Here is a 20657-nt window from a genome sequence, read left to right on the forward strand (position 1 = left end):
CCCTTTTTCTCACCCAATTCTATTTTACACCCGATTTTTGACGTGTCAAAAGCAGCAAAGCTTTCAACAATCTAATTTTAAGCGAAACCGGGCACCTACTGCCAAAAACAATAAAAAGTAAAACAATAAAGGGCTTAAGATAACCTTCGCTTCGTTGTCCTTCCCCAACTGGGGCTCATATCAGTTCCTGTAAACACCTCGGGTTTACTCACCCAACATACCAACAGGACTCTCTCCTACATGACAACTTATGCCCGACCGTCGATCCCATCCATAACGGTGGGGTACGCCAGCCTTCTTCTACTATCTTAAGCCCTTATATATACAATTTTTAAATTTGAGAGCAAGTCGCTGCTCTCCCTTTTACTATAACTCTAAAATCTGGAATCCGTCAATACAAAATACACTATTCTTTCAGGATAGCACCTACTCTGAGCTGCTAATATAAAAAATAAATAAGCTAATTTTTTCAAGAGCAGTTCTTCGTATGCTATCGACCTACCGGCAGTTCTACCGGTAACTATTTGGTAATTATTATATCGGCATTACCAATATTTACCTTTATACATCGCCTTAATAAAATCACCTTAATAAAAATTTCCTTAACGCTTACTGCTCTTTACCGCTTTAAGAGTATGGTAAAACCATACCGCTTCGATGCCCGTTATCTCAATGACACCCTACCATAATGTCACCCTAAACACATAAGTAAAGGATAATCACTATTGTTAGGGCTCTCTATAATACTTATCCTAAGATAAGGATGTATGAAAACTTTTAGCAGGAGAAGTCATGGCCGTAAATATAGCTTTGGTTACCCTTTCGCAATTGCTTGAAGATTTCAATTTTACCGATGCCGCCGGCAGAATCGTTCAGTGGGTAAAAACCAACGGGCCAGAGGTCATTTTTATCCTGGCCATCAGCGCTATAGCCTATAAGCTGCTCAGTATAACCATAGACCGGGCTATAGCATTGATCAGCAAAGATACGTTTCTAACTGCGGAACAGGCTAAACAGCGTGCCAAGACATTGGGGTCAGTCCTTAAAGCCCTGGCAAGATTCGTTATCGCCTTTATTGCCATTCTGATGATCATCGACAGGTTTACGAACATCGGCCCGTTGCTTGCCGGCGCCGGCATCGCCGGCGTTGCCATTGGCTTTGGCGCGCAGAGCCTTGTTAGAGATTTCATCTCGGGATTTTTTATCCTTTTTGAGAATCAATACGGTGTGGGAGATGTCGTTCAAATCGGCTCCAGCAAGGGAACGGTCGAAGACTTAGATTTGCGCACAACTAGGCTCAGAGATATTCAAGGAAGGCTTCATATCATACCAAATGGCGAGGTCAAGCTAGTAATAAACCAATCGCGGGGCTGGGCAAGAGCTATCGTTGATATCGGTGTTTCAAATCAGGTAGATCCGAATAAAGTAAAACAAATAATGCAGGAAGAGATGGATATACTTGCCGGTGCAGCCGAATGGAAGGAAATCCTTTTCGAACCACCCCAAGTTTCAGGCATTGAAGAGTTCAGAGAGAACGCTATGATCATCAGGGTTTCGGCGGTAACTAAACCTGGTCACCAGGACAGCCTGGCAGAGCAAATCAGAACAAGCATCAAAACCCGTCTGGCAAGAGAAAACATTGAAGTCATAGGAAAACCGTAAAAATAGCGGGAGTTAAAAACTCCCGCTACCGTGGATATTTTGACTTACTTGGCTTACTCAGAATAAGCCAGCCCAGTGGATAACTGCCAGCACCAGAGCAAGAACCAATAATATGTAGATAATGTTAGCTACCGCAGCGCTAAATGTGAACACACCTAACAACTGTAACAGGGCCAGAATAACTAAGATAACAAGCACCACGTACAAAATATTCCAGAACGTACTTGCGGGTCTTGTTGCCATCATCTTCACCCCCCACAGTTTTTGATGTACCCAAAATTTGTCATCAAAAACAGTAAACGTGCAGTTAAGAGTAATCCCGCGCTAACTATTGCTTGGCTGTGCTAACTATTGCTTGGCAGAGGATGGCTTTGCAATGAGTCTTAATACAATTAAGCCACCGACCAAAATGATTAAATAATAGGTGAGAAATCTCCAGATTACAATAACTGGAGCAAGAAGCGATTTTACTACAAGACCATTTAACAAACCTGCAAGTGCCGTCTCAACAAGGCCAGTCCCACCTGGTGTTGGAGATGCCGGTGCAACGCTAAATAAAAGAAAAAGCCTGAACAACAGCTGTGCAAAGTTGCTCTGTAGCCCAAAAGCAAGCATTACTAAAGGTAAAACAGAGAATATGGCCGACCAGGCAATCATCTCCGCCACAAACACAGCGATAACCGCAAGCAGGTTTGCACCCGAGAAGAGGTCCTTTAGGTTTGAGCTAAGATGTTCGATCTCGCGATTTAACCGTGCCCGCATATTATTGAGTCGAACCTCGCCCAGCAGTTTTAGAAATACAGGCCGCTCCAGGATGCGGGCTACGGCACTTTTTGCGCTCCCAGGTTTCTTGATAAAAAATAAGATGATAAGAGACCACACAGCAGCTGCAGCGGCGATGCTCAGCAGTCCCGCCCTGGCAGTACCGGACAGCTTCGAACCAAAGGCTAGAAAGATTACCAAACCCAGCACAACAAATAGCCACGAGGAGATGGTTGCCCGACTGCTTGTAACTGCGGTCGCTTGCCCGGGAGACAGCCCATCGTTGGTCAGTATAAAAATTTGTGCCGGAACCAACCCTGAACCGAAAGGCGTTACAAACCCAAAAAAACTCCCCCCAAGATAGATACTGAAGGACTTTGGGAGGCTGATTGGCTTCTTAACCGCCCGCGTCAAAATGTAGAAAGGTATTGCACTGAAAAGCCAGCTCAAAAAAACTGAGAGTACGGCAAGGCCAATATATATGAGGCGCACGTTCTTTAGGGCCGATATGGTGTCTTTGTTGAATGTAAGCAAGCTAATAACTGCAATAGCAAAAATGCCAAGCAGGATAACTATTGCTAAACCCTTTCTCGCCCTATCTAGATCTATTCTTTGTTGCATGCTAGTTCTTAAGTTTATAAGATAAGTGAAATTGAGTCTATCCTATTTATCCTACATCCATGAGTTCGTCGGTGCCGAAGTCTTCCCGCAGACCCTGAAAAGCCTGCTTATGCTCCCTGGCCTGTTTTAGTATAACCTCTGCTAGCGAGCGTAGCTGCGGGTCCCAAATCTCGTCTATGTGCAGTTCGTATTCTCTTACGATTTGGGATTCGAGGTCGTAATCGGCTCTCATCATATGTTCAAACTCGTTTGGCATTACAAGCTCATAGTGGTCTGTTGAGGCACTGCCACCTGCATCTTCGATCCCCGTTACCAGCCATTCAATATGGCTATTCTCTTCATTTATGATGTCGGCCAGAATGTCCTGGGCGGGCTCATGCTCTATCCTTGTAAGATGCAATTCGTATTGCAGTTTTGCGGTTCTTGCTAAACGCAAAAACTCGTTGAAGATGTCATAAAGATGTTGGCGAGATGATGCCATTAATTAAACCTCCGGTTTTAACAGTTGCTTAAGCTACCGGTTGCCGGTGCTGCAGCTAATATTTATTTCTGCAGCACCGCAGCACAAACAAACTACAGCACGATTATTTCTTTCCCACAAAATAAGTAGTTAAAGCGGAGCTTTCTAAACTCTTGTTCTAGAGAGCATCCTCAATGTGTAAATCATCTGTACCGGAGCTGTACTCACAGGAGTTCAATTTGTCAACTGAGTCGAACTCCTGAATGAACTCTATTCTCTCGATAACTCTAATCATGGCCTTGACAACAACAGGATCAAACTGAATGCCAGCGGTATCTTTGAGTCTGATGGCTCCTTGGTGGAGAGACATCGCTTTTCTGTATGGCCTGTCCGATGTTATCGCTTCCAGGGCATCTGCAACGGCCAAGATGCGTGCTCCTAAGGGTATATCACTGCCAGACAGGCCAGATGGATATCCCAAACCGTTAAACCATTCGTGGTGGTGTAAAACAATCGGCACAACATCCTCAAGAAATTTAATCGGGCGGATTATTTCGGCGCTAATTACCGCGTGTTGCTTCATGGCCTCCATTTCATCCATCGTGAGTTTATCTGGTTTGTTCAGCACGCGCTCATCTATTCCTATTTTGCCTATATCGTGAAGCAGACCGGCGCATTCTATTGTCTGGACCTCCTTTTGGCTCAAGCCAAGTTCCTGAGCAAGAGCTACCGAAAGCTGGCTTACCCTTGCTGAGTGATTTGCTGTGTATTTATCCCGCGCATCGATTGCATTAGCAAGAGACTTGATTATATCGAGAGACAACTTGCGGTTTCCTTCAGACAGCATTGCACTGTTTACCGCAATGGATGTTTGCTCCGCAAACAGCTTCAGCCGATCGACGATTGTCCCATCGAAATCACACTGGTTTTTATACCACACGTTTATACTTCCAACCGTATGGCCCTCGTTAATTAGCGGTGCTGACAGAACCGATTTTATTTCAAAACCCGCGTAGATATGTTTTATGTTTTCGGATAATGCCGCCGATTTTATGTCTGCCAAAGACACCACGTCTCCAAACTTGATAGCAGGGCAAAAATCCTTATCAATGACTTTGCCTATTAAGGCCTTCTTAAGCCGTAAGGATTCATCAGAGCTAAATCCATACATGCTTTTAATCTGAAAAAAACCTTTATTGTCAAGCATAGTAACGCAACAATAATCAGCGCCAAAAAGCTCACAAATCTTCTCGGTTATTAGACCAAATATAGAATCAAGATTCTGCCCACTGAGAATTGCCGAGTCGATTTCCATCAATAGGTTAAGCTCTTTGATTCTATCCTCAAGCTGGCGAGTATACTTACGAATTACACCATACGAATCAGCAGTCATCTGCCGGATTTTATCGAACGACCTGGAAAGAAGCTGCACGTCTTCATTGCCGGAAAAACCAATTGGAGCCTGCAGATTGCCCTCAGCGATTTGCTCAGCTGCAGATGCCAGTCTATACAGCGGCTTGAATGTTATTTCATTCATCAGATACAAATCGATTGTTACCAGCAGGATATCGACTAAAATTATGAAGATCAGATTCGGAACAGCGGCAGCCAGTTTACTCGGTTCATCCCTGATCGGAAACCATATCGCTAATGCATAAATATTTGGCAAAATAGTAAGTATATAAAGAACCCATACCGATATTTTTTTATCTAAAAACTTTGTCAACAACGCAACCATCCTTAGTAATGCAACCTTCCATTGCTCTTGCTTAAGCCATACTTATAGCGACTCTGAATCCATTGTCGCCTGAAGAACCGCTTCGAGAGATGTCCTGCCCTGAACAACTTTGTTTATGCCCGACATCCTGAGCGTTCTGAAATCATTTTTCATCGCGGCTTCCCTAATGCGAACTGCCGGCGCTTTGCCCACTATCAGTTCTTTTAGCTCATCATTGATCTCCATAACTTCAAATATCGCTTCGCGCCCTTTGTATCCAGCTCCCTTGCACTCAGAACATCCAAACGCACGGTAAAATAAAAATTTGCCGTCATCCGGTATTCCCAGCTGTTTCAGCAACTCTGGAGCAGGCTCATACGGCTCCTTACAATGCTGGCAAAGCGACCTTACCAGACGCTGTGAGATAATGCCGAGAATGGATGAGGCAACCAGGAACGGCTCGATACCCATCTCAATAAATCGAGCCGCCGTTGAGGAGGCATCATTGGTATGAATTGTAGAAAAAACAAGATGCCCTGATAGGGCTGCATGAATCGCTATCTCTGCTGTCTCCTTATCCCTAATTTCTCCTACCATGATAATATCTGGGTCCTGGCGAACTATCGATCTTAGTCCGCTCGCAAATGTCACTCCAGCCTTAGGGTTAACCTGGACCTGGTTTGCCAGTCTTAATCTGTATTCAACCGGGTCCTCAATAGTGACTACATTTTTTTCAACAGTTGTTATCGCATTTAAAGCCGCATAAAGGGTGGTTGTTTTACCGCTGCCGGTTGGGCCAGAAACAAGCACCATCCCATAGGGCCTGTTAATCATGCGTCTAAACTTTTGCAAATCCCGTTCGTCAAAACCCAATCCATCAAGATTAATTAACGATTTATTCTTTTCCAACAGCCTTAAAACAACTTTCTCGCCGTAGATTGTAGGTAGCGTGGATACCCGGATATCAACGCTTACATTGCTAACACTAACTGAACAGCGTCCATCTTGGGGCGCCCTTTTTTCGGATATGTCAAGATCGCTCATCACCTTTAGTCTTGATACAACGCCCGGGTGCATATCCATAGGAACAGTCATCGTGCGATGCAATATGCCGTCAACCCGGTTTCTGACCTCCATGCCTCCTTCAGTTGGCTCGATATGCACATCGCTTGCCTTGTCTTTAATAGCCTGGGCTATTATCGTATTGACCAACCTTACAATCGAATCATCTGAGATATTGCGGCCAACTATAGGACCAACGCCAGCTGAAGGTGTATACGTAACCGAAATATCCAGGCCATATCCATTCTCCAGGCTCCGTGCCCAATAATATTTATCTATGGCCTCAAGGATGCTTTTCTCCGAACACACAACCGGATTTACCTCGCAGCCGCTAGCCCCGCTTATATCATCTATAGCGTAAATATCCAGCGGATCGGCCATAGCCACCGTTAGGACGTTGCCCTTTTTAGAGATCGGTATAGCTTTATGTCTTCGCGCAAGCGCTTCCTGAATCAAGTTTACGGCCTGCTCATCAGGCTTAATCTGCTCTAAATCTACGCATGGCATATTCAGCTGCCTGCCAAGAAACTCGATCATAGTCTCTTCGCTTACAAAACCGAGTTTTTTAAGCACAGCACCAAGCCTTCCACCTACTTTTTTCTGTTCGGCAAGTGCAGTATCCAGCTGTTCTTTTGTTATAACCCCGTATGCCACAAGCAGTTCCCCAAGCGGAATCCTGCTGATTGAACGCTTCACGTAACCCCCAACAATGCTGAACTTTGCTATTCTATTCCATTACATCGGCAGCCCTGAGACCTCTCTTGACACGTAATAAATGCTTTATGCAGCCGTTTTGCATACTAAGAAGGTTGGATTTACAAGGTGGAGGATGAATTTTCGCTGTTCATTAAGGGTAAAATTAATTATATGGATTTAGACCAAAGACTGCTGGCATAAGACGTAAAAATCTTAAAGGGAGGATCAGATAGACCAAACGCCTGCAATAAATTGCAATATATATTGATTTTAGGATTTACAATATTGCGCCTATTTGGATGGATGCTATGCAAAGACAACGTCACTACAGCATAAAAACTAAGCTTATGGTAATATATTTGCTCATTGCTGTACCCCTTATCGCCCTTCTTGCGGCAGCATTTTACGAGCGATACCGCGCCGATCAAAGAAATGTCTTAACAGAGAGATTTGATATTGCAAGGCTTACCGCTTCAAATTTCGATTTATTCGTCGACCAAACCGTGCGCACCGAAATAATCGCTGGAAATACCATAATCGACCAGAATCTTAATACTGAAGATACCAGTAGATTGCTGACCAGGATTGTCGAGAGCAGGCGCGCAGCCAAAGAGCGACGCTCTCTCTTTTCTAATGCAGTTTTCACAAATAGAGATGGAATTGTACTTGCGGCAGCTATCCCCAATACGGTAGGAGAAAATAGATCCAATCGCCCTGCCATTAAAGAAATTATCGACGGGAAAGAGTCGGCCGTTGGTGATTTGCAGGTTAATGCTGATGGTGAGCCAGGTTTTGTAATCGCAACAGGGATAAAAAGAAACAACAACCTCGTCGGAATTGTCGGCATATCGGTTAAAGCAAACCAGCTTACAGATGTTTTTGATATTATTATACAGCAGGGCGGTGCAAACATAGTCGACTCAAGCGGTCACCTGATTTATCAAAGCCAAACGCCATCTATTCCTTTAAGCAAACGTGACTGGAGCCAAGAGACTTTTGTTAAAACAGCCCTTGCAGGTAAGGTTTACAGGACAACGGGTATTGTCTTTCCACTTGATGGAAGTTTCCGCACAGGCGTTGAGGTACCTATACGAAATATCAGATGGGCAGCAGGATCATTCGTGCCCGTAGAATCCGTTTTAGCCCCAGTCAGACAAACCGCGCTGGTAAGTGCGTTTTTAGCCCTGTTAACATTAATCATCACGTTAACTCTGGCTTATGTGCTTGGAAACCGCATTGCCGAAAGTCTAATTACCCTTAAAAGCCGCATGAGAGACGCGCCAAAAACCGGTTTTACCGAACGTGTCTTCCTACAAACCGGCGATGAGATTGAAGACCTGGCAAATAGCTTCAACCAGATGCAGGATGAAATACTTGCTGCACAAACGGAGCAAAGACGTCTTCAAGAGCAGCTTCAAGAGAGAAATAAAGAGTTAGCAGAGCTCTATGAAATGCAAAAAAACATTGCATCCGTCCTTCAGGAGAGCCTCCTGCCCAAAATTGCACAGAGATTAGACCATCTCGAGATAGGCCTAAAACTTGAATCAGCAACTGAGGCCGCACTTGTCGGTGGAGACTTTTTTGATTTTTTTGAGATATCAGACAATAGGTTTGGTATCGTTATAGGCGATGTCTCAGGCAAGGGGATTGAGGCTGCTACGCTTGCTGCGATGGTTCGAAACACTATCAGAGCTTTTGCTTATGATGGCCTGTCACCAGCAGAAGTCGTCAAAAAAGTAAATGAGGTTTCAATCCTTGAGACCCCGCCATCAATATTTGTAACCCTGTTCTACGGAGTATTTAACGCTGAAAATTACGAACTTACTTACACGAACGCCGCTCACTGGCCGCCTGTTGTGTATAACCCTGCTCAGCAGACTTTTTATACACTCGAAACAGGTGGGCTCCCGCTGGCAATATTCCCGAAAGCAGATTACACTAACCACGCTATAAAGCTTGCGCCTGGATTAATAATCGTTCTTTACACCGATGGAGTTGTCGAGTCAAGGATAGACACCAGGTTCTTTGGCCAATCCGGCCTCGAGGAGTCGATAAAAAGTCATGCATTTCTTTCATCAGACGAAATTGCACAATCTATTGTTAAAGATGCAAAATCATTTGGAGGAGAGAAACTCCTGGACGATGCCGCAGCTTTTGTCATTAAAACCGCCTAAAACGCGCAAACTTTGGCTTATTCTTCTTGCTTATCCACGACTGGTCAGCCGTATGCCGGCCATATTCTTCTATTAAATGAGCCGAATTAAATGAGCCGAGAGGGAATATATGTGATACTATCATATTAGAAATGATTTCTGCCGACACCGTGGTGGGAGAAATGCTTGATGTAAATACTAAAAGAGACGATAGCTCGAATATCCTCGTGTTAACCTTCCGGGGTGAATTCGATATCGTGCACAGAGATATAATTGATAGTTACCTGACTGAGGCGATTTCCAAACTGCCTAGGGCTTTGATTATCGATCTATCGGATATATCTCTAATCGATAGCTCAGGAATAGGCATTTTGATTGCCCACCATGCTAAATTGAAAAGCACGGGTATCCGCATGGCGCTTGTCGTAAACCATAACAATAACCTTATAGAAAAACTCGAGCGCATTGGAGTTTTTAGCGATATTGGCATAGATAGCTACAAAACCCTAGATGAAGCTATGTCTTCTCTTGCCAACCTTAATCAGTAGCCTGCTTTTTATATGTAACGCCAATTTCAGCTAGCCTACTCCAAATGCTGCGGAATGCTAATCACAACTGCATTTGGCCAGAAAAATAATATTGCCCTCAAAACAAGTGCAGTCTGATTGTGTAAGAAGTATTCCCACCAATGCGAGACAACAAATTCCGGAATTACAACCGACATGATGTCGTCGGTCATTTCTTTATCAATTTGGCGCAATCTGGCTGTAATGGGACCAACGACGTCACGGTACGGAGATTCCAGTATTTCGAGCGGTATCCCAAAGTTAAGCTGCCTCCACCGCTTTTTAACTTTCTCAGTTTCAGCTTCGTCAATATTGACGTGTATTGCACGTATAATGGTTGGATTCAAAGATTGCGCGTACCTTACGGCAAGTACGGTTCCTACATGAACCGTTGAAACAAGTACAACTATGTTGTGCTTAATCGGTGGGATAGACTTTAGCTGCTCAATGGTAAGCTGCCCAGCAATTGATATGTAATGCCGGTGTATACCTCTGAACATTAATACAAGGATTGGAGCTGCAATCAGAACTATCCATGCTCCATCCAGAAACTTTGTTATTGCCTGGATGGCCGCAACAACCAGCGTTGTTGCGGCACCAATTCCATTAATGGTGGCTCGGCGCCACCACCCCTGCCCTCGTGTGTCGTACCAGTGTTTGACCATCCCGGATTGCGAGAGTGTAAATTCGGTGAAAACACCGATTGCATAAAGGGGAATCAAGCTATTTACATTAGCATTAAAAATAGCTATAAGAAGCCCCGCGAAAAACGCAAGCAGGATAATCCCGTTCGAAAATGCAAGCCGCGAGCCACGCGTCCTGAGCTGACGCGGCAAGTACTTATCCTGTGCCATAATTGAAGCAAGGGTCGGAAAACCAGCAAAGCTTGTATTTGCCGCAATAACTAAAATGACCAGAGTGGTTATTTGGATGTAATAGTAAAAAAAGCCTGACCCAAAGATACCCCGTGCAAGCTGTGAAATCACGGTTTCTGTTTCGCTTGGCAGGATTGCAAAAAGCCGGGACAATATTGTTATGCCTAAAAATAAAGAGCCCAATATAATACCCAAAACAGCGAGCGTGATGCGTGCGTTTTGAGCTGCAGGTTCCTTAAAAGACGGTACACCGTTTGCAATTGCCTCAATACCCGTCAGTGCCGCAGAACCAGAAGCGAAAGCCCGCAGGATAAGGAAGGTGGTCAACGGCACTGTTGCCCTAATAGCAACCTCCCCGCTCGCTGGAGGTATATGATAACCACTAAAGTAGAGCACAAAACCATAGATTACCATCCCGGCGAGGCCTAGTATAAACGCATAAGTTGGAATAGCAAATATGCGGCCGGATTCTCGGACTCCACGCAAATTGGCGACTGTTATTAACACAAGTGCAAAAATTGCCAACTCAACCCTAAAATTCAAGAGTGCGGGAAAGGCAGAAGTAATAGCGGCAACGCCGGCGCTAAGACTAACAGCAACAGTAAGAGTATAGTCGATCAACAATGAAGCTCCTGCTATAAGACTTGGTAGCTCGCCAAAGTTCTCTTTCGCTACAATATAGCCGCCACCCCCGCCCGGATAAGCAAGGATTAGCTGGCGATATGAGATAACAACTATGGAAAGCAAAAGTGCGATAGCAATTGCAATCGGCACAGAATATAAAAACGCACCCGCACCCGCTGCTACAAGCGCAATAAGAATTTCCTCTGTTGCGTACGCAGTCGATGAAAGAGCATCTGGTGCAAACAATGCCAACGCATAACGTTTAGGTAATCTCTCTGCGGCCAAACGCTCTGTAGGCAAAGGTCTACCAAGTAAAAGCCGTTTGATATTCACGTAAGCCAACTAACTCGACCCCATCCGTTAAATTGTCAACCGCAACGGAAAACTTCAATCATAAAACTTAAATCAATTCAAGTATTTTTACCCGCATATGCTAGCTCTTAGCTCTGAAATCCCAGCTCCCAGGGTATGAGGAATAAACGTGAATGGTAAATGTAAGCCAAATCATAGTTGAGGTATTAGCTAAAAGAGATGCAGTGATATGCAACTAGCGCAGTATATTCGTTTTAATCGTATAGCGATGGCGAAAAGCGAACAGCAACTAATGCAATATCATCTACCAATTTACCTTGCGCAAAATCGTTTGCAGATTTAAGCAGTACATGTACCGCTTTACAGGGATCTTTCACTTTCATGTCCGCGATGGTTACTAAGATTCTTTCCTCGCCAAATAACTCAGCTCCCCTCCTTGCTTCCACTAAACCATCGGTATATAGAAGTAAACCCTGCCCTTTCTTAAGTCTTAAACAATATTCTACATAGCTGCAGTTAAATGACCCTAATGGAAATCCCTGTGTGATATTAAGAAGGCTGCAGCCATCGTTCCCGCAAAGTACGGGCAAAGGATGGCCCGCACTTGCAATCCTGACATCTTTAGTTGCAACATCAAGAGTTAGAAACGCAGCTGTCGCAAAGTTTTCATTAGATAATTGCCGCATAAGAGTCTGGTTAGCCCGGTTAAGTACAAAAGAAGGCGAGGGATCTATATAGGCAAGCGTTCTGATAGTACTTCTTATGGTCTCTGTTAAGCCCGCAGCTTCAATCCCTTTGCCGGAAACATCACCTATAACCATAGCAATCGACTGATCGTCGAGCTCGAATATGTCATAGAAATCTCCTCCGACTATTTCGCCCCCTAAAGCCGGTTTATAAACAACCTCAACATCGAGAGCCGGTAGAGATGGTACCGGCCGGATCAGATTCTCCTGTAGAGTCCTAGCAATCCTGTGTTCCAATTCGTAGAGACGTGCGTTTTCGAGCGCCAGCGAAACTGATGCGGCAAGCTTATTAATGAAATCAATCTGGGCATCCGAAAAAGTCGTTCTCGAAAAGAATGTAAGCTTTAGTATACCGATCACTTCACTTTTAAATGCAAGGGGTGTAACAATGATCGAGCGAACACCATACCGCTTCATCAATTCAGGATCAACCCTTGCATCATTATAAGCATCACTAATAACAACTGTTTCTTTTGTCTGGATTACAATATCTATATACTTTGTCTCATCGCCAGTTAATCGAGTATTAGCAGAAACGCCCCCAGCACCGTATTTATATCTTGTAAACCATTCATCGCCCTCTTTAATAGCAATTGACGCATTATCAGCACCAAGAGCCCTAGCTGATTCCGCTATAGCTTTCTGCATTATCTCATCAACATCCAATGTTGAGTTTATGGCCGCATTAATCTCATTTAGAGCATCGCTCAGCCTTTTTGCATTCCTGCTATCAGTCATATCCCGGTCAATGGCCTGTATATACCTGCGACCTGCAATATCCAGAAGATGAACGTGAGCCTCAACCGGAAATTCTGTACCGTCTTTTTTGCGGTGCATAACTTCAAGCTTAATTTTCTCTCCACTTAGAATTCGTTTCATTCTTTCAGGCACTTTAGCCGCTTCATCCGGCGCATCAAGGTCCTTGATGTTAAGCTTTAGCAGCTCCTCAATTGTATAGCCGTGCATGTCCGCTGCCGCTTGGTTAGCTGCAATTATTCGGCCAATATCTTCACCTTCGGCTTCCATAATCAAAATAGCATCAGCTGCATCTTCAAAAAGGGCTCTGTAGCGCTCTTCGCTTTCCAGTAAAGCCCTCTCTATGCGCTTGCGATTGGTGATATCGGTTACCATGCCAAGTGAACCGATATAGTTCCCATCTCTATCAAATAGCGGACTTGCCGACATAATTACCCATAGACTGGTTCCATCCTTACGTCGAAACCTAAAATCAAACTGTTCTTTAATACCTTGGCGACGTCGGCGAAGGCGGTTTTTCGAAACAGCCTGAACTTCTTCATCCATAAATGCGAACGAGGACATCCCAATCATTTCATCGGCGGTATAACCAAGCATTTCGGCCATCCTATTGTTAACAAATACGGTTTTGTTGTCGGGCCCTAAAACCCAGACGCCCTCGTTGGCAGTTTCAATAAGCTGGCGATACCGTTCTTCGCTCTCCTTAATAGTACGCTCATACAGTTTACGCCTGGTTATGTCATGAAACGATGTGACTGAGCCGACAAGCTTACCATTTTCAATCAAGGGCGTGGTGATATATGCTACCGGTAGCGCGCTTCCATCTTTGCGGATGAAGATATCATCATGAGTGCGATATGTTTTTCCGGACCTTATAACTTTAAGGACAGGGCATTCATATGCTGGCAGCACGGTGCCATTGGCCTTTCGGCAATGAATTATATCGTGCATTTTCTTGCCGATAAGTTCCTTCTCGGTCCAGCCCAGCAGTTTTTCCGCCTCAGGATTCATAAAGGTGAGCGTGCCATCTTTACCAAGTACAAAGAGCCCCTCTCCCAGCGCAGAAGTGATATCGCGCAGCCTTTTCTCGCTAGCCCTCAATGCCTCTTTTACCTGCTCATGCTCGGTAATATCCCTTAAAGATAAGACTATATTTGTTATATTGCCGTCTTTATCACATATGGGCATAGCATCGACCGATAGGAAAAGACGCGAGTTTCCGGGACGCTCAACCGCAAGATTAAAACCGTATACCGCCTTTCCCGTGTCTATGACTTTGGCAAGAGGCAGCTCGCTTTTTTTAATTGGCCGCCCGTCGAAAGTTGTGATTTTCCACTTCGAATTAGCACTTGGACTTGAACTAACCCCATCCTGCCTGAGCTTTTCGATTGCATCTAGCCCAATGCTGGCAAAAGCAACGCTACCATTTTCATCAACAACGGTAAAGCAGTCAGATATCATCCCTAATATGTGTTCGTATCGCTCCCCAGAGGCTTGTTTCTTCAAGATATCCTCCAGTATTCTTTTGACGGTTTGGCCAGGGAGTTCTGTTTTAGATTTAATTTGAATTCGCTAAATCTATAGTAATTTCCTTCTTTTACGGTGACAGGTACCGGGTAACTAATTTACCAGTGGGTTTGTAGCTACAAACAGAAAAAAGTGTGCATTTATGAAATGATTGAGAAATCCAAGAACTCCAGATAGTTTAATTAGTTCTTCTGCTCTCATAAAAAAAAGAACGCCATTTAGCGTTCTTTTTGTAGCGCGTACGGGAGTCGAACCCGTGATCTCCGCCTTGAGAGGGCGGTGTCCTAGGCCACTAGACGAACGCGCCGTGATATAAAATTATGGCAGCTTTCGACTGCCGCCAATATTATACTGAAGCCGCCCCATCGTGACAAGTGCCCACCATCATGGTTGCTTTTGTTTAGGCAACGCTATAACTTTAGACCAATGGTTTATTATTTATAGTTTTCTGGAATTTAAACTGCTTTAATGCCTCATTTACCAGGTATTATTATGCTTGTACCTACACTATATCTTTATGGTTTATTGCAGCGTAATTCATTTATATTGTAATTCATTTATATAAGTGAAAGTCTAGCCATAATACCTCAAACAGGTATAGAATAAAGCGATATGCTACCATATATTACTAGCAATCAAAAAGGAGGACTTTTAATGTTATGGAGATGTGAAGGCTGCGGGATGTTGACGATCGGTGCAAATCCACCCAAAGAGTGTGAAGTATGCAAAAGCCGGTCAAATAAAATTATTAAGGTCGAGCAGTTAGAAGATGTCAAAGGAACCGAGACCGAAAAGAATCTAAAGACGGCTTTTGCAGGTGAATCGCAGGCCAACCGCAGGTATGTGTTATTCTCACAGATGGCGCGATTAGAGGGTAATCCCTTTGCAGAGAACCTTTTCTTAAAATTCTCCTACGAGGAAACATGGCATGCTCTCTCGCATCTATTGTATTTACTTGGCGGTACCAGAACTGCCGAAGAGAATATAATCGAGTCCATCAAAGGTGAGACTTACGAAGCGGATAAAATGTATAGGGAGTTTGCCGATAAGGCAAAAGAAGAGGGATTCGATTATATAGCCCGCTTCTTCGACTCACTATCGCAAATCGAGCGCATTCATGCAGATATGTTCAAAGAGCTACTTACCGAGATGAGAAAAAGCGCGGCTGCGGAAGATTAATGCAGAAAATACGGTTTTCTGCCGATAACTTATATCATCAGATAAAATAGAAACGATGAGCTGATGACACGGCCGGTCTTACGGCCGCTCCCATAAACCGCCGCTAGCCATGGAGGGCTTGCGGCTTTTTTCTATTTACGTAAAGGGTATATACAGGGTGGTTCAGCATGGAGGTGGCCGGTATGTTAAAAATTTTGTGGGTGCTTATTCTTATATTGTTGGGTCTCTGGCTCTTAGGCGCCATTTTCAGAATAGCCGGGGGTTTGATTCACATCCTTTTAGTTATCATACTTGTCTTAATAATTATTAACTTTCTCTCCGGTGTCTTTAGACGAAGCTAGCATAAAGTAGCAGTCTATATTTGCGTATTAGTCTAAACCATTACTTGATGGTAAGTATAAGATGCATAATCCCTGGTCCACAAGTTATGTGTATCTTGTTGTGATGCTTTTATTACTAATTGTTAAAGCTTACCTTTATACTTACAGGGCGAGTATAAAGTAATTATATATCTTGAGGCATTTAAATAGCGGGCTTTAATCGCTATGCTGGCTTCCGGTATCCTGCGGCATGTCCTAATATCAAGGCCGGCATTGTTTCAATCGGCGCAACTTTATCAACCGCGCCTATTTCTATTGCTGCTTTCGGCATGCCGAAAACAACGCATGAATCCTCATCCTGGGCGATATTAAAAGCCCCGGCTTCTTTAAGCTCGAGCATGCCTTTGGCACCATCGGCTCCCATGCCAGTTAATATTATGCCTATCGCCCTTTTACCGACAGAGTTAGCTGCTGAGCGAAACAACACATCCACTGATGGTTTATGCCGATTTACCGGCGGACCGTCTTTTATCTGAACATAAAATCCCTTTTTATCACGCTGCAGCAACATGTGTTTGCCGCCCGGTGCAATAAGAACCAATCCCATTTTTACCCTGTCACCGTCTTCAGCCTCTTTTACGGTTAAATCAACAATCCCATTGATTCTATCGGCATACGCTTTGGTGAACTTCTCCGGCATATGTTGGACTATAACTATCCCTGGAGAATCTACCGGCATCAACTGCAGCAGGTCGCTTATAGCAACGGTTCCCCCTGTTGAGGCGCCCAGCACAATTACGCTATCCATCTTATCCTTTGGTTCTGCCGCACGTATCCTGCCTTTACTTACTACTTCATCGACAGAATAGGCTGGGGAGACTGCTAAATGAATTTCTCCGTCGGATGGTCGGGCAGTGTTTTTATTGCGAATCTTTGCCCTGGCCGCTGCCTTAACCTTTGTGACTATCTCTTCTCTTAGAGCTTCAATCCCTTCCGCAATATTCATCTTAGGCTTGGTTATAAAATCGACCGCGCCCAACTCTAAAGCCCTAATCGTTTCTGCAGCGTGATGATCCGTATGCGCGCTTACCATAACTACAGGCACAGGGTTGGTTTTCATAAGTTTCTTAAGGAATGAAATGCCGTCCATGCGGGGCATTTCAACATCAAGCGTGATAACATCTGGTTTTAGCTTTTCCAGTTTTTTTTCTGCAAATATAGGATCGCTAGCCACCCCGACCACTTCGATACCAGGATCGCTTTCTAAGATCTCTTTTACTAATTGCCGTATCACGGCTGAATCATCAACAATTAGTACTTTTATTTTCTCCATATTATTCACCTATAACATGGCTCCCTTGGAGCTGTCACCAGCCACTAGCTGCCAGCTATCAGCCAGTGAAAGCAAGTAACGAGAACCTTCGTTCGAAGCTCTTGAATCCAACGTTTATTAATCAACCTTGAGACAGATACTATTGCCAACCAGTTTAAACTGTGACTCGCAGCCTATAAGTGATTCTGAATGGCCGAGAAACAGATAACCGTTGCTCCTTAGACAGTCATAAAAACGGTTGATGACTTTTTCTTTTGTCTCTTCGTCGAAATATATAATGACGTTGCGGCAAAAAATGATATCAAAGGGATTTTTTGCCGGCAGGTCATCGCTGACCATGTTATGCTTGCGGAAAGCAATTATATCTTTAAGCGAGTCTTTAACTTTATACAGGCCACTGTTGGCTCCAGTACCCCTCATAAAATAATCCCGAAGGTACTCAGGTGGTATTGGAGCTACAGCCTGCTCGTCATAAATACCTTTCTTGGCTTTATCTAACATCTCCGTATCTAGATCGGTTGCTAGTACCTTAATGTCCCAGCCCAACTTGCCTTTGAAGAACTCTTTTAGCGTAATTGCAATGGTGTAAGGCTCTTCACCGGAAGAACATCCGGCACTCCAAATCCTTAAGCGTCGGTTGGAAGATCTAATTCCTTCTTCGTAAAGTTGCGGCAACAGAACGTCTTGCAAAAATTCAAAGTGGTGGCTCTCCCGGTAAAAATCTGTCTTGTTCGTCGTAATACGGTTTACCAGGTGGTTGAGCTCCTGCCGCCCTGCCGGGTCTTTAGTTACGTAATTGTAATATTTGGTAAAGCTTGACATCCCCAAAGCCCGCAAGCGTTTGGATAGCCTAGCCACAACCAACATCTTTTTTTGGTTGGATAGGTTAATACCAGATACCTCTTTAATAAGCTTGCGCAGTAAATCAAACTCGGTATCGTTGATATTAAATTGCGTTACTATCTTTGAGTTCATTGAAACCGCCCTGCTGTCGATTTTTGCAAACCTTAAAACGAATCCCGGTGTGGTTTTGTCCACACCGGGACCTTTCTTATTACCTATGCCGCTTCCAAAACCTCGAGCTCAGATTCAGAAAGCACCTTATCGATATCTAAGATGATTATGAGTTTGTCATCTTTTCTTCCCATGCTCGCTATGAAATCAGCCCTGATTCCAGAAGAGAAATCCGGTGTCGGCTGAATATCGTCCTCTGTAAGAGAAACTACGTCAGAAACCGCGTCTACTATGACTCCGATGATCCTCTCTTTTACCTCAAGGATAAGGATCACGGTAAACTTATCGTATTCCTTTTCCTTCATAGAGAATTTGAGGCGCAAATCTATTACAGGTACCACAGAGCCGCGCAGGTTTAAAACCCCTTTTACGAAATCCGGAACGTTAGGGACTTTGGTAAACCCCTGGTATCCTATGATTTCCTGTACTTTCAGAATTTCAACCCCGTACTCTTCACCCTCCAGGGTAAAGGTTACAAATTGGTCACCTGTTCCTTTGGAGATGGCCTCATTTACTTTCTCCAGTTTATCCATGACATACCATCTCCTTTATTAGAATTCTTCAAAACCCTCTTCAGGGTTGTCAGCATGTATGTCCTCAGCGCCGGCCGCCTTTGCCAAAGCCGGTTTCTCTTCTTTCAGCGGAAGCTCGTGTATAGCCGCAAGTTTGGCCTTGCTTGTCTTTGATTGCCTTCCTGCGGCCTTATCCCTCTTGAATGAGTTGTCGTGGGTAACGGTAAACGTGTTCATGAGCCTCTGCAACTCTTCTGCCTCCATGGCAAGTCCTTCAGAAGCAGCAGCGCTCTCCTCAACCAAAGCGGCATTTTGCTGCACAACATCATCCATCATGGTAACCGCTTTGTTTACCTGGTCAATACCAGCAGCCTGCTCCTGTGAGGCGGCTGATATCTCTGAGATAGTATCTGCAACCTGCTGAATTGAGTTAATTATCTCTTTTAAAGTCCTGCCGGACTCTTCAACAAGTTTGTTGCCTTTTCCTATCTTATCCACGGAGTCTTGAATGAGCTCCTGGATCTCTTTTGCAGCTTCAGCTGACCTTTGGGCTAAATTTCTCACCTCGCCGGCAACTACTGCAAAGCCCTTGCCTTGCTCACCTGCTCTAGCTGCTTCAACTGCAGCGTTAAGGGCAAGAAGGTTGGTCTGAAATGCTATCTCGTTGATAACGTCAATGATGTCTGCGATCTTTTTACTGGCCTCGGTTACCTCGTTCATTGAGGCAACGGTCTCTTCCGCCACCTTGCCGCCATTTTGGGCCATCTCTACTGATCCCTGTGCAAGTCTGTTGGCTTTGCCTGCATTCTCAGCGTTTTGCTTAACTGTTGAGGTCATCTGCTCAATTGTTGCCGCAGTCTCCTCAAGAGCGGATGCCTGCTCCTGGGTCCTCTGCGATAGTTCCTGGTTGCCGGCAGCTATCTGGTCAGCTGCGTTGGCAACAGACTCGGAAGACACAAGTATATTTCCAACTATACTAGAGAGGTTCTCGATTGTTTCATTTAGCTCACGAGCCATTTCGCCAAGCTCATCGTTTCTGTCGAGCTCGACTTTTCTGGTTAGATCGCCTTTTGCCAGGGTTTTAAGTGCTTCTACCATTTTCTGAACAGCGGTTACAATACTCCTTGAGAGCAACAATGCCACCGCCAAGCCCAATAATGCTGCGATTGCTGTTATTACTATGACCAATATTTCTTGCGTTCTGTTACTGGCTTCGGCCTCTTTCTTGTTCTCTTCTTTAACCTTCTGAATGGAGTTGAAGAGTTCGTCATAAGCGCCGTCTATTTCCTCCATCGCAGGTTCTGCTTGCGTGCGGAAAATATCAATAGCGGCCGCTTTGTGCCCTTCATCAATATTTTGGATAACCTTGGAGCCAACTTCGTGTAGTTTGCGGTGCGGTTCACCAAGTGCCTGGATAAGGCGCGCCATTTCGGCCTCTTCGTTTTTGAACTCATCAGATTTAATATAGCTGTCATACCACTTGCCAAAATCACACTCGTGAGGGTTGAGCTGCTTTTCAAATTCGGCACCAAACATAACGGTACGCGCTAAGGCGTTCAACCACTCACCATGCTGGTCCTGAAACGTCTTCATTAAAGTTGCAAATTCTGAGTGCTCTATAACGACTTTGTTAGCCTGCACTACACTCTCGCTTGTTATATAGATTGCTATACTTGATATGATCATTAGTGCTATTAAGGATCCAAATGCAAGATACAGTTTGTTTCTTACAGTCATTCTAAACGTTTTCATTTAATTTA

The 20657-nt window shown here is 44.3% G+C and carries 15 protein-coding genes and 1 tRNA gene; 5 read left to right on the forward strand and 11 right to left on the reverse strand.

What is annotated here, in order from left to right; all coding sequences use genetic code 11:
- Positions 1–792 precede the first annotated feature (792 nt).
- On the forward strand, positions 793–1662 hold the full coding sequence (locus K6T91_02010) for a mechanosensitive ion channel family protein (GenBank protein MCL6471568.1): 870 nt from the start codon (positions 793–795) through the stop codon (positions 1660–1662).
- Positions 1663–2010: 348 nt separating this feature from the next.
- Here K6T91_02010 and K6T91_02015 read toward each other — a convergent pair whose 3' ends face one another.
- The 4 genes from K6T91_02015 to tadA all read right to left on the reverse strand — a co-directional run bounded on the left by K6T91_02015 (position 2011) and on the right by tadA (position 6968).
- Positions 2011–3045, reverse strand: a complete 1035-nt coding sequence (locus K6T91_02015; protein ID MCL6471569.1) for a flippase-like domain-containing protein — start codon at positions 3043–3045, stop codon at positions 2011–2013.
- A 46-nt stretch (positions 3046–3091) separates the two neighbouring features.
- A complete protein-coding gene (locus tag K6T91_02020) occupies positions 3092–3526 on the reverse strand; it encodes a ferritin-like domain-containing protein (GenBank protein ID MCL6471570.1) in 435 nt (144 codons plus the stop codon).
- Positions 3527–3683: 157 nt separating this feature from the next.
- Complete coding sequence (locus K6T91_02025; protein MCL6471571.1) at positions 3684–5231, reverse strand: HD domain-containing protein; 1548 nt, start codon at positions 5229–5231, stop codon at positions 3684–3686.
- 54 nt (positions 5232–5285) lie between these two features.
- Entirely contained in the window at positions 5286–6968 is a 1683-nt protein-coding gene (gene tadA / locus K6T91_02030) for a Flp pilus assembly complex ATPase component TadA (protein MCL6471572.1), read from the reverse strand.
- 320 nt (positions 6969–7288) lie between these two features.
- On the opposite strand from tadA, the gene K6T91_02035 reads away from it, so the two are divergent.
- Both K6T91_02035 and K6T91_02040 read left to right on the forward strand, forming a co-directional pair.
- On the forward strand, positions 7289–9154 hold the full coding sequence (locus K6T91_02035; GenBank protein MCL6471573.1) for a SpoIIE family protein phosphatase: 1866 nt from the start codon (positions 7289–7291) through the stop codon (positions 9152–9154).
- A gap of 161 nt (positions 9155–9315) precedes the next feature.
- Positions 9316–9681 carry an STAS domain-containing protein gene (locus K6T91_02040; GenBank protein MCL6471574.1) on the forward strand — a complete coding sequence of 122 codons (366 nt, stop codon included), beginning with the start codon at positions 9316–9318 and terminating at the stop codon, positions 9679–9681.
- A 35-nt stretch (positions 9682–9716) separates the two neighbouring features.
- Here the strand turns inward: K6T91_02040 and K6T91_02045 are convergent, their stop codons facing one another.
- The 3 genes from K6T91_02045 to K6T91_02055 all read right to left on the reverse strand — a co-directional run bounded on the left by K6T91_02045 (position 9717) and on the right by K6T91_02055 (position 14846).
- On the reverse strand, positions 9717–11540 hold the full coding sequence (locus K6T91_02045; GenBank protein ID MCL6471575.1) for an APC family permease: 1824 nt from the start codon (positions 11538–11540) through the stop codon (positions 9717–9719).
- A gap of 224 nt (positions 11541–11764) precedes the next feature.
- Entirely contained in the window at positions 11765–14518 is a 2754-nt protein-coding gene (locus K6T91_02050; protein MCL6471576.1) for a PAS domain S-box protein, read from the reverse strand.
- Positions 14519–14772: 254 nt separating this feature from the next.
- Positions 14773–14846, reverse strand: a tRNA-Glu gene (locus K6T91_02055).
- 347 nt (positions 14847–15193) lie between these two features.
- Here K6T91_02055 and K6T91_02060 point away from each other — a divergent pair.
- Positions 15194–15718 (forward strand): hypothetical protein, encoded by a 525-nt coding sequence (locus tag K6T91_02060; protein MCL6471577.1) that lies wholly within the window; start codon positions 15194–15196, stop codon positions 15716–15718.
- 182 nt (positions 15719–15900) lie between these two features.
- Entirely contained in the window at positions 15901–16059 is a 159-nt protein-coding gene (locus tag K6T91_02065) for a lmo0937 family membrane protein (GenBank protein ID MCL6471578.1), read from the forward strand.
- Positions 16060–16261: 202 nt separating this feature from the next.
- Here the strand turns inward: K6T91_02065 and K6T91_02070 are convergent, their stop codons facing one another.
- The 4 genes from K6T91_02070 to K6T91_02085 all read right to left on the reverse strand — a co-directional run bounded on the left by K6T91_02070 (position 16262) and on the right by K6T91_02085 (position 20649).
- Positions 16262–17371 carry a chemotaxis response regulator protein-glutamate methylesterase gene (locus tag K6T91_02070; protein MCL6471579.1) on the reverse strand — a complete coding sequence of 370 codons (1110 nt, stop codon included), beginning with the start codon at positions 17369–17371 and terminating at the stop codon, positions 16262–16264.
- Between the two features lie 117 nt (positions 17372–17488).
- Complete coding sequence (locus K6T91_02075; GenBank protein MCL6471580.1) at positions 17489–18346, reverse strand: protein-glutamate O-methyltransferase; 858 nt, start codon at positions 18344–18346, stop codon at positions 17489–17491.
- 83 nt (positions 18347–18429) lie between these two features.
- Entirely contained in the window at positions 18430–18918 is a 489-nt protein-coding gene (locus K6T91_02080) for a chemotaxis protein CheW (protein MCL6471581.1), read from the reverse strand.
- An 18-nt stretch (positions 18919–18936) separates the two neighbouring features.
- Positions 18937–20649, reverse strand: a complete 1713-nt coding sequence (locus K6T91_02085) for a HAMP domain-containing protein (protein MCL6471582.1) — start codon at positions 20647–20649, stop codon at positions 18937–18939.
- Between the last annotated feature and the right edge of the window lie 8 nt (positions 20650–20657).

It is taken from the genome of Bacillota bacterium (genome assembly GCA_023511485.1).
In the GTDB taxonomy this organism is placed as follows: domain Bacteria; phylum Actinomycetota; class Aquicultoria; order Aquicultorales; family Aquicultoraceae; genus CADDYS01.

Bases quoted from the DNA above. Each gene is read 5' to 3' on its own strand.
- K6T91_02015 (MCL6471569.1), bottom strand. From the start codon at position 3,045: ATGCAACAAAGAATAGATCTAGATAGGGCGAGAAAGGGTTTAGCAATA.
- K6T91_02075 (MCL6471580.1), bottom strand. From the start codon at position 18,346: ATGAACTCAAAGATAGTAACGCAATTTAATATCAACGATACCGAGTTT.
- K6T91_02010 (MCL6471568.1), top strand. From the start codon at position 793: ATGGCCGTAAATATAGCTTTGGTTACCCTTTCGCAATTGCTTGAAGAT.
- K6T91_02085 (MCL6471582.1), bottom strand. From the start codon at position 20,649: ATGAAAACGTTTAGAATGACTGTAAGAAACAAACTGTATCTTGCATTT.
- K6T91_02020 (MCL6471570.1), bottom strand. From the start codon at position 3,526: ATGGCATCATCTCGCCAACATCTTTATGACATCTTCAACGAGTTTTTG.
- K6T91_02035 (MCL6471573.1), top strand. From the start codon at position 7,289: ATGCAAAGACAACGTCACTACAGCATAAAAACTAAGCTTATGGTAATA.
- K6T91_02040 (MCL6471574.1), top strand. From the start codon at position 9,316: ATGCTTGATGTAAATACTAAAAGAGACGATAGCTCGAATATCCTCGTG.
- K6T91_02060 (MCL6471577.1), top strand. From the start codon at position 15,194: ATGTTATGGAGATGTGAAGGCTGCGGGATGTTGACGATCGGTGCAAAT.
- K6T91_02080 (MCL6471581.1), bottom strand. From the start codon at position 18,918: ATGGATAAACTGGAGAAAGTAAATGAGGCCATCTCCAAAGGAACAGGT.
- K6T91_02070 (MCL6471579.1), bottom strand. From the start codon at position 17,371: ATGGAGAAAATAAAAGTACTAATTGTTGATGATTCAGCCGTGATACGG.
- K6T91_02065 (MCL6471578.1), top strand. From the start codon at position 15,901: ATGTTAAAAATTTTGTGGGTGCTTATTCTTATATTGTTGGGTCTCTGG.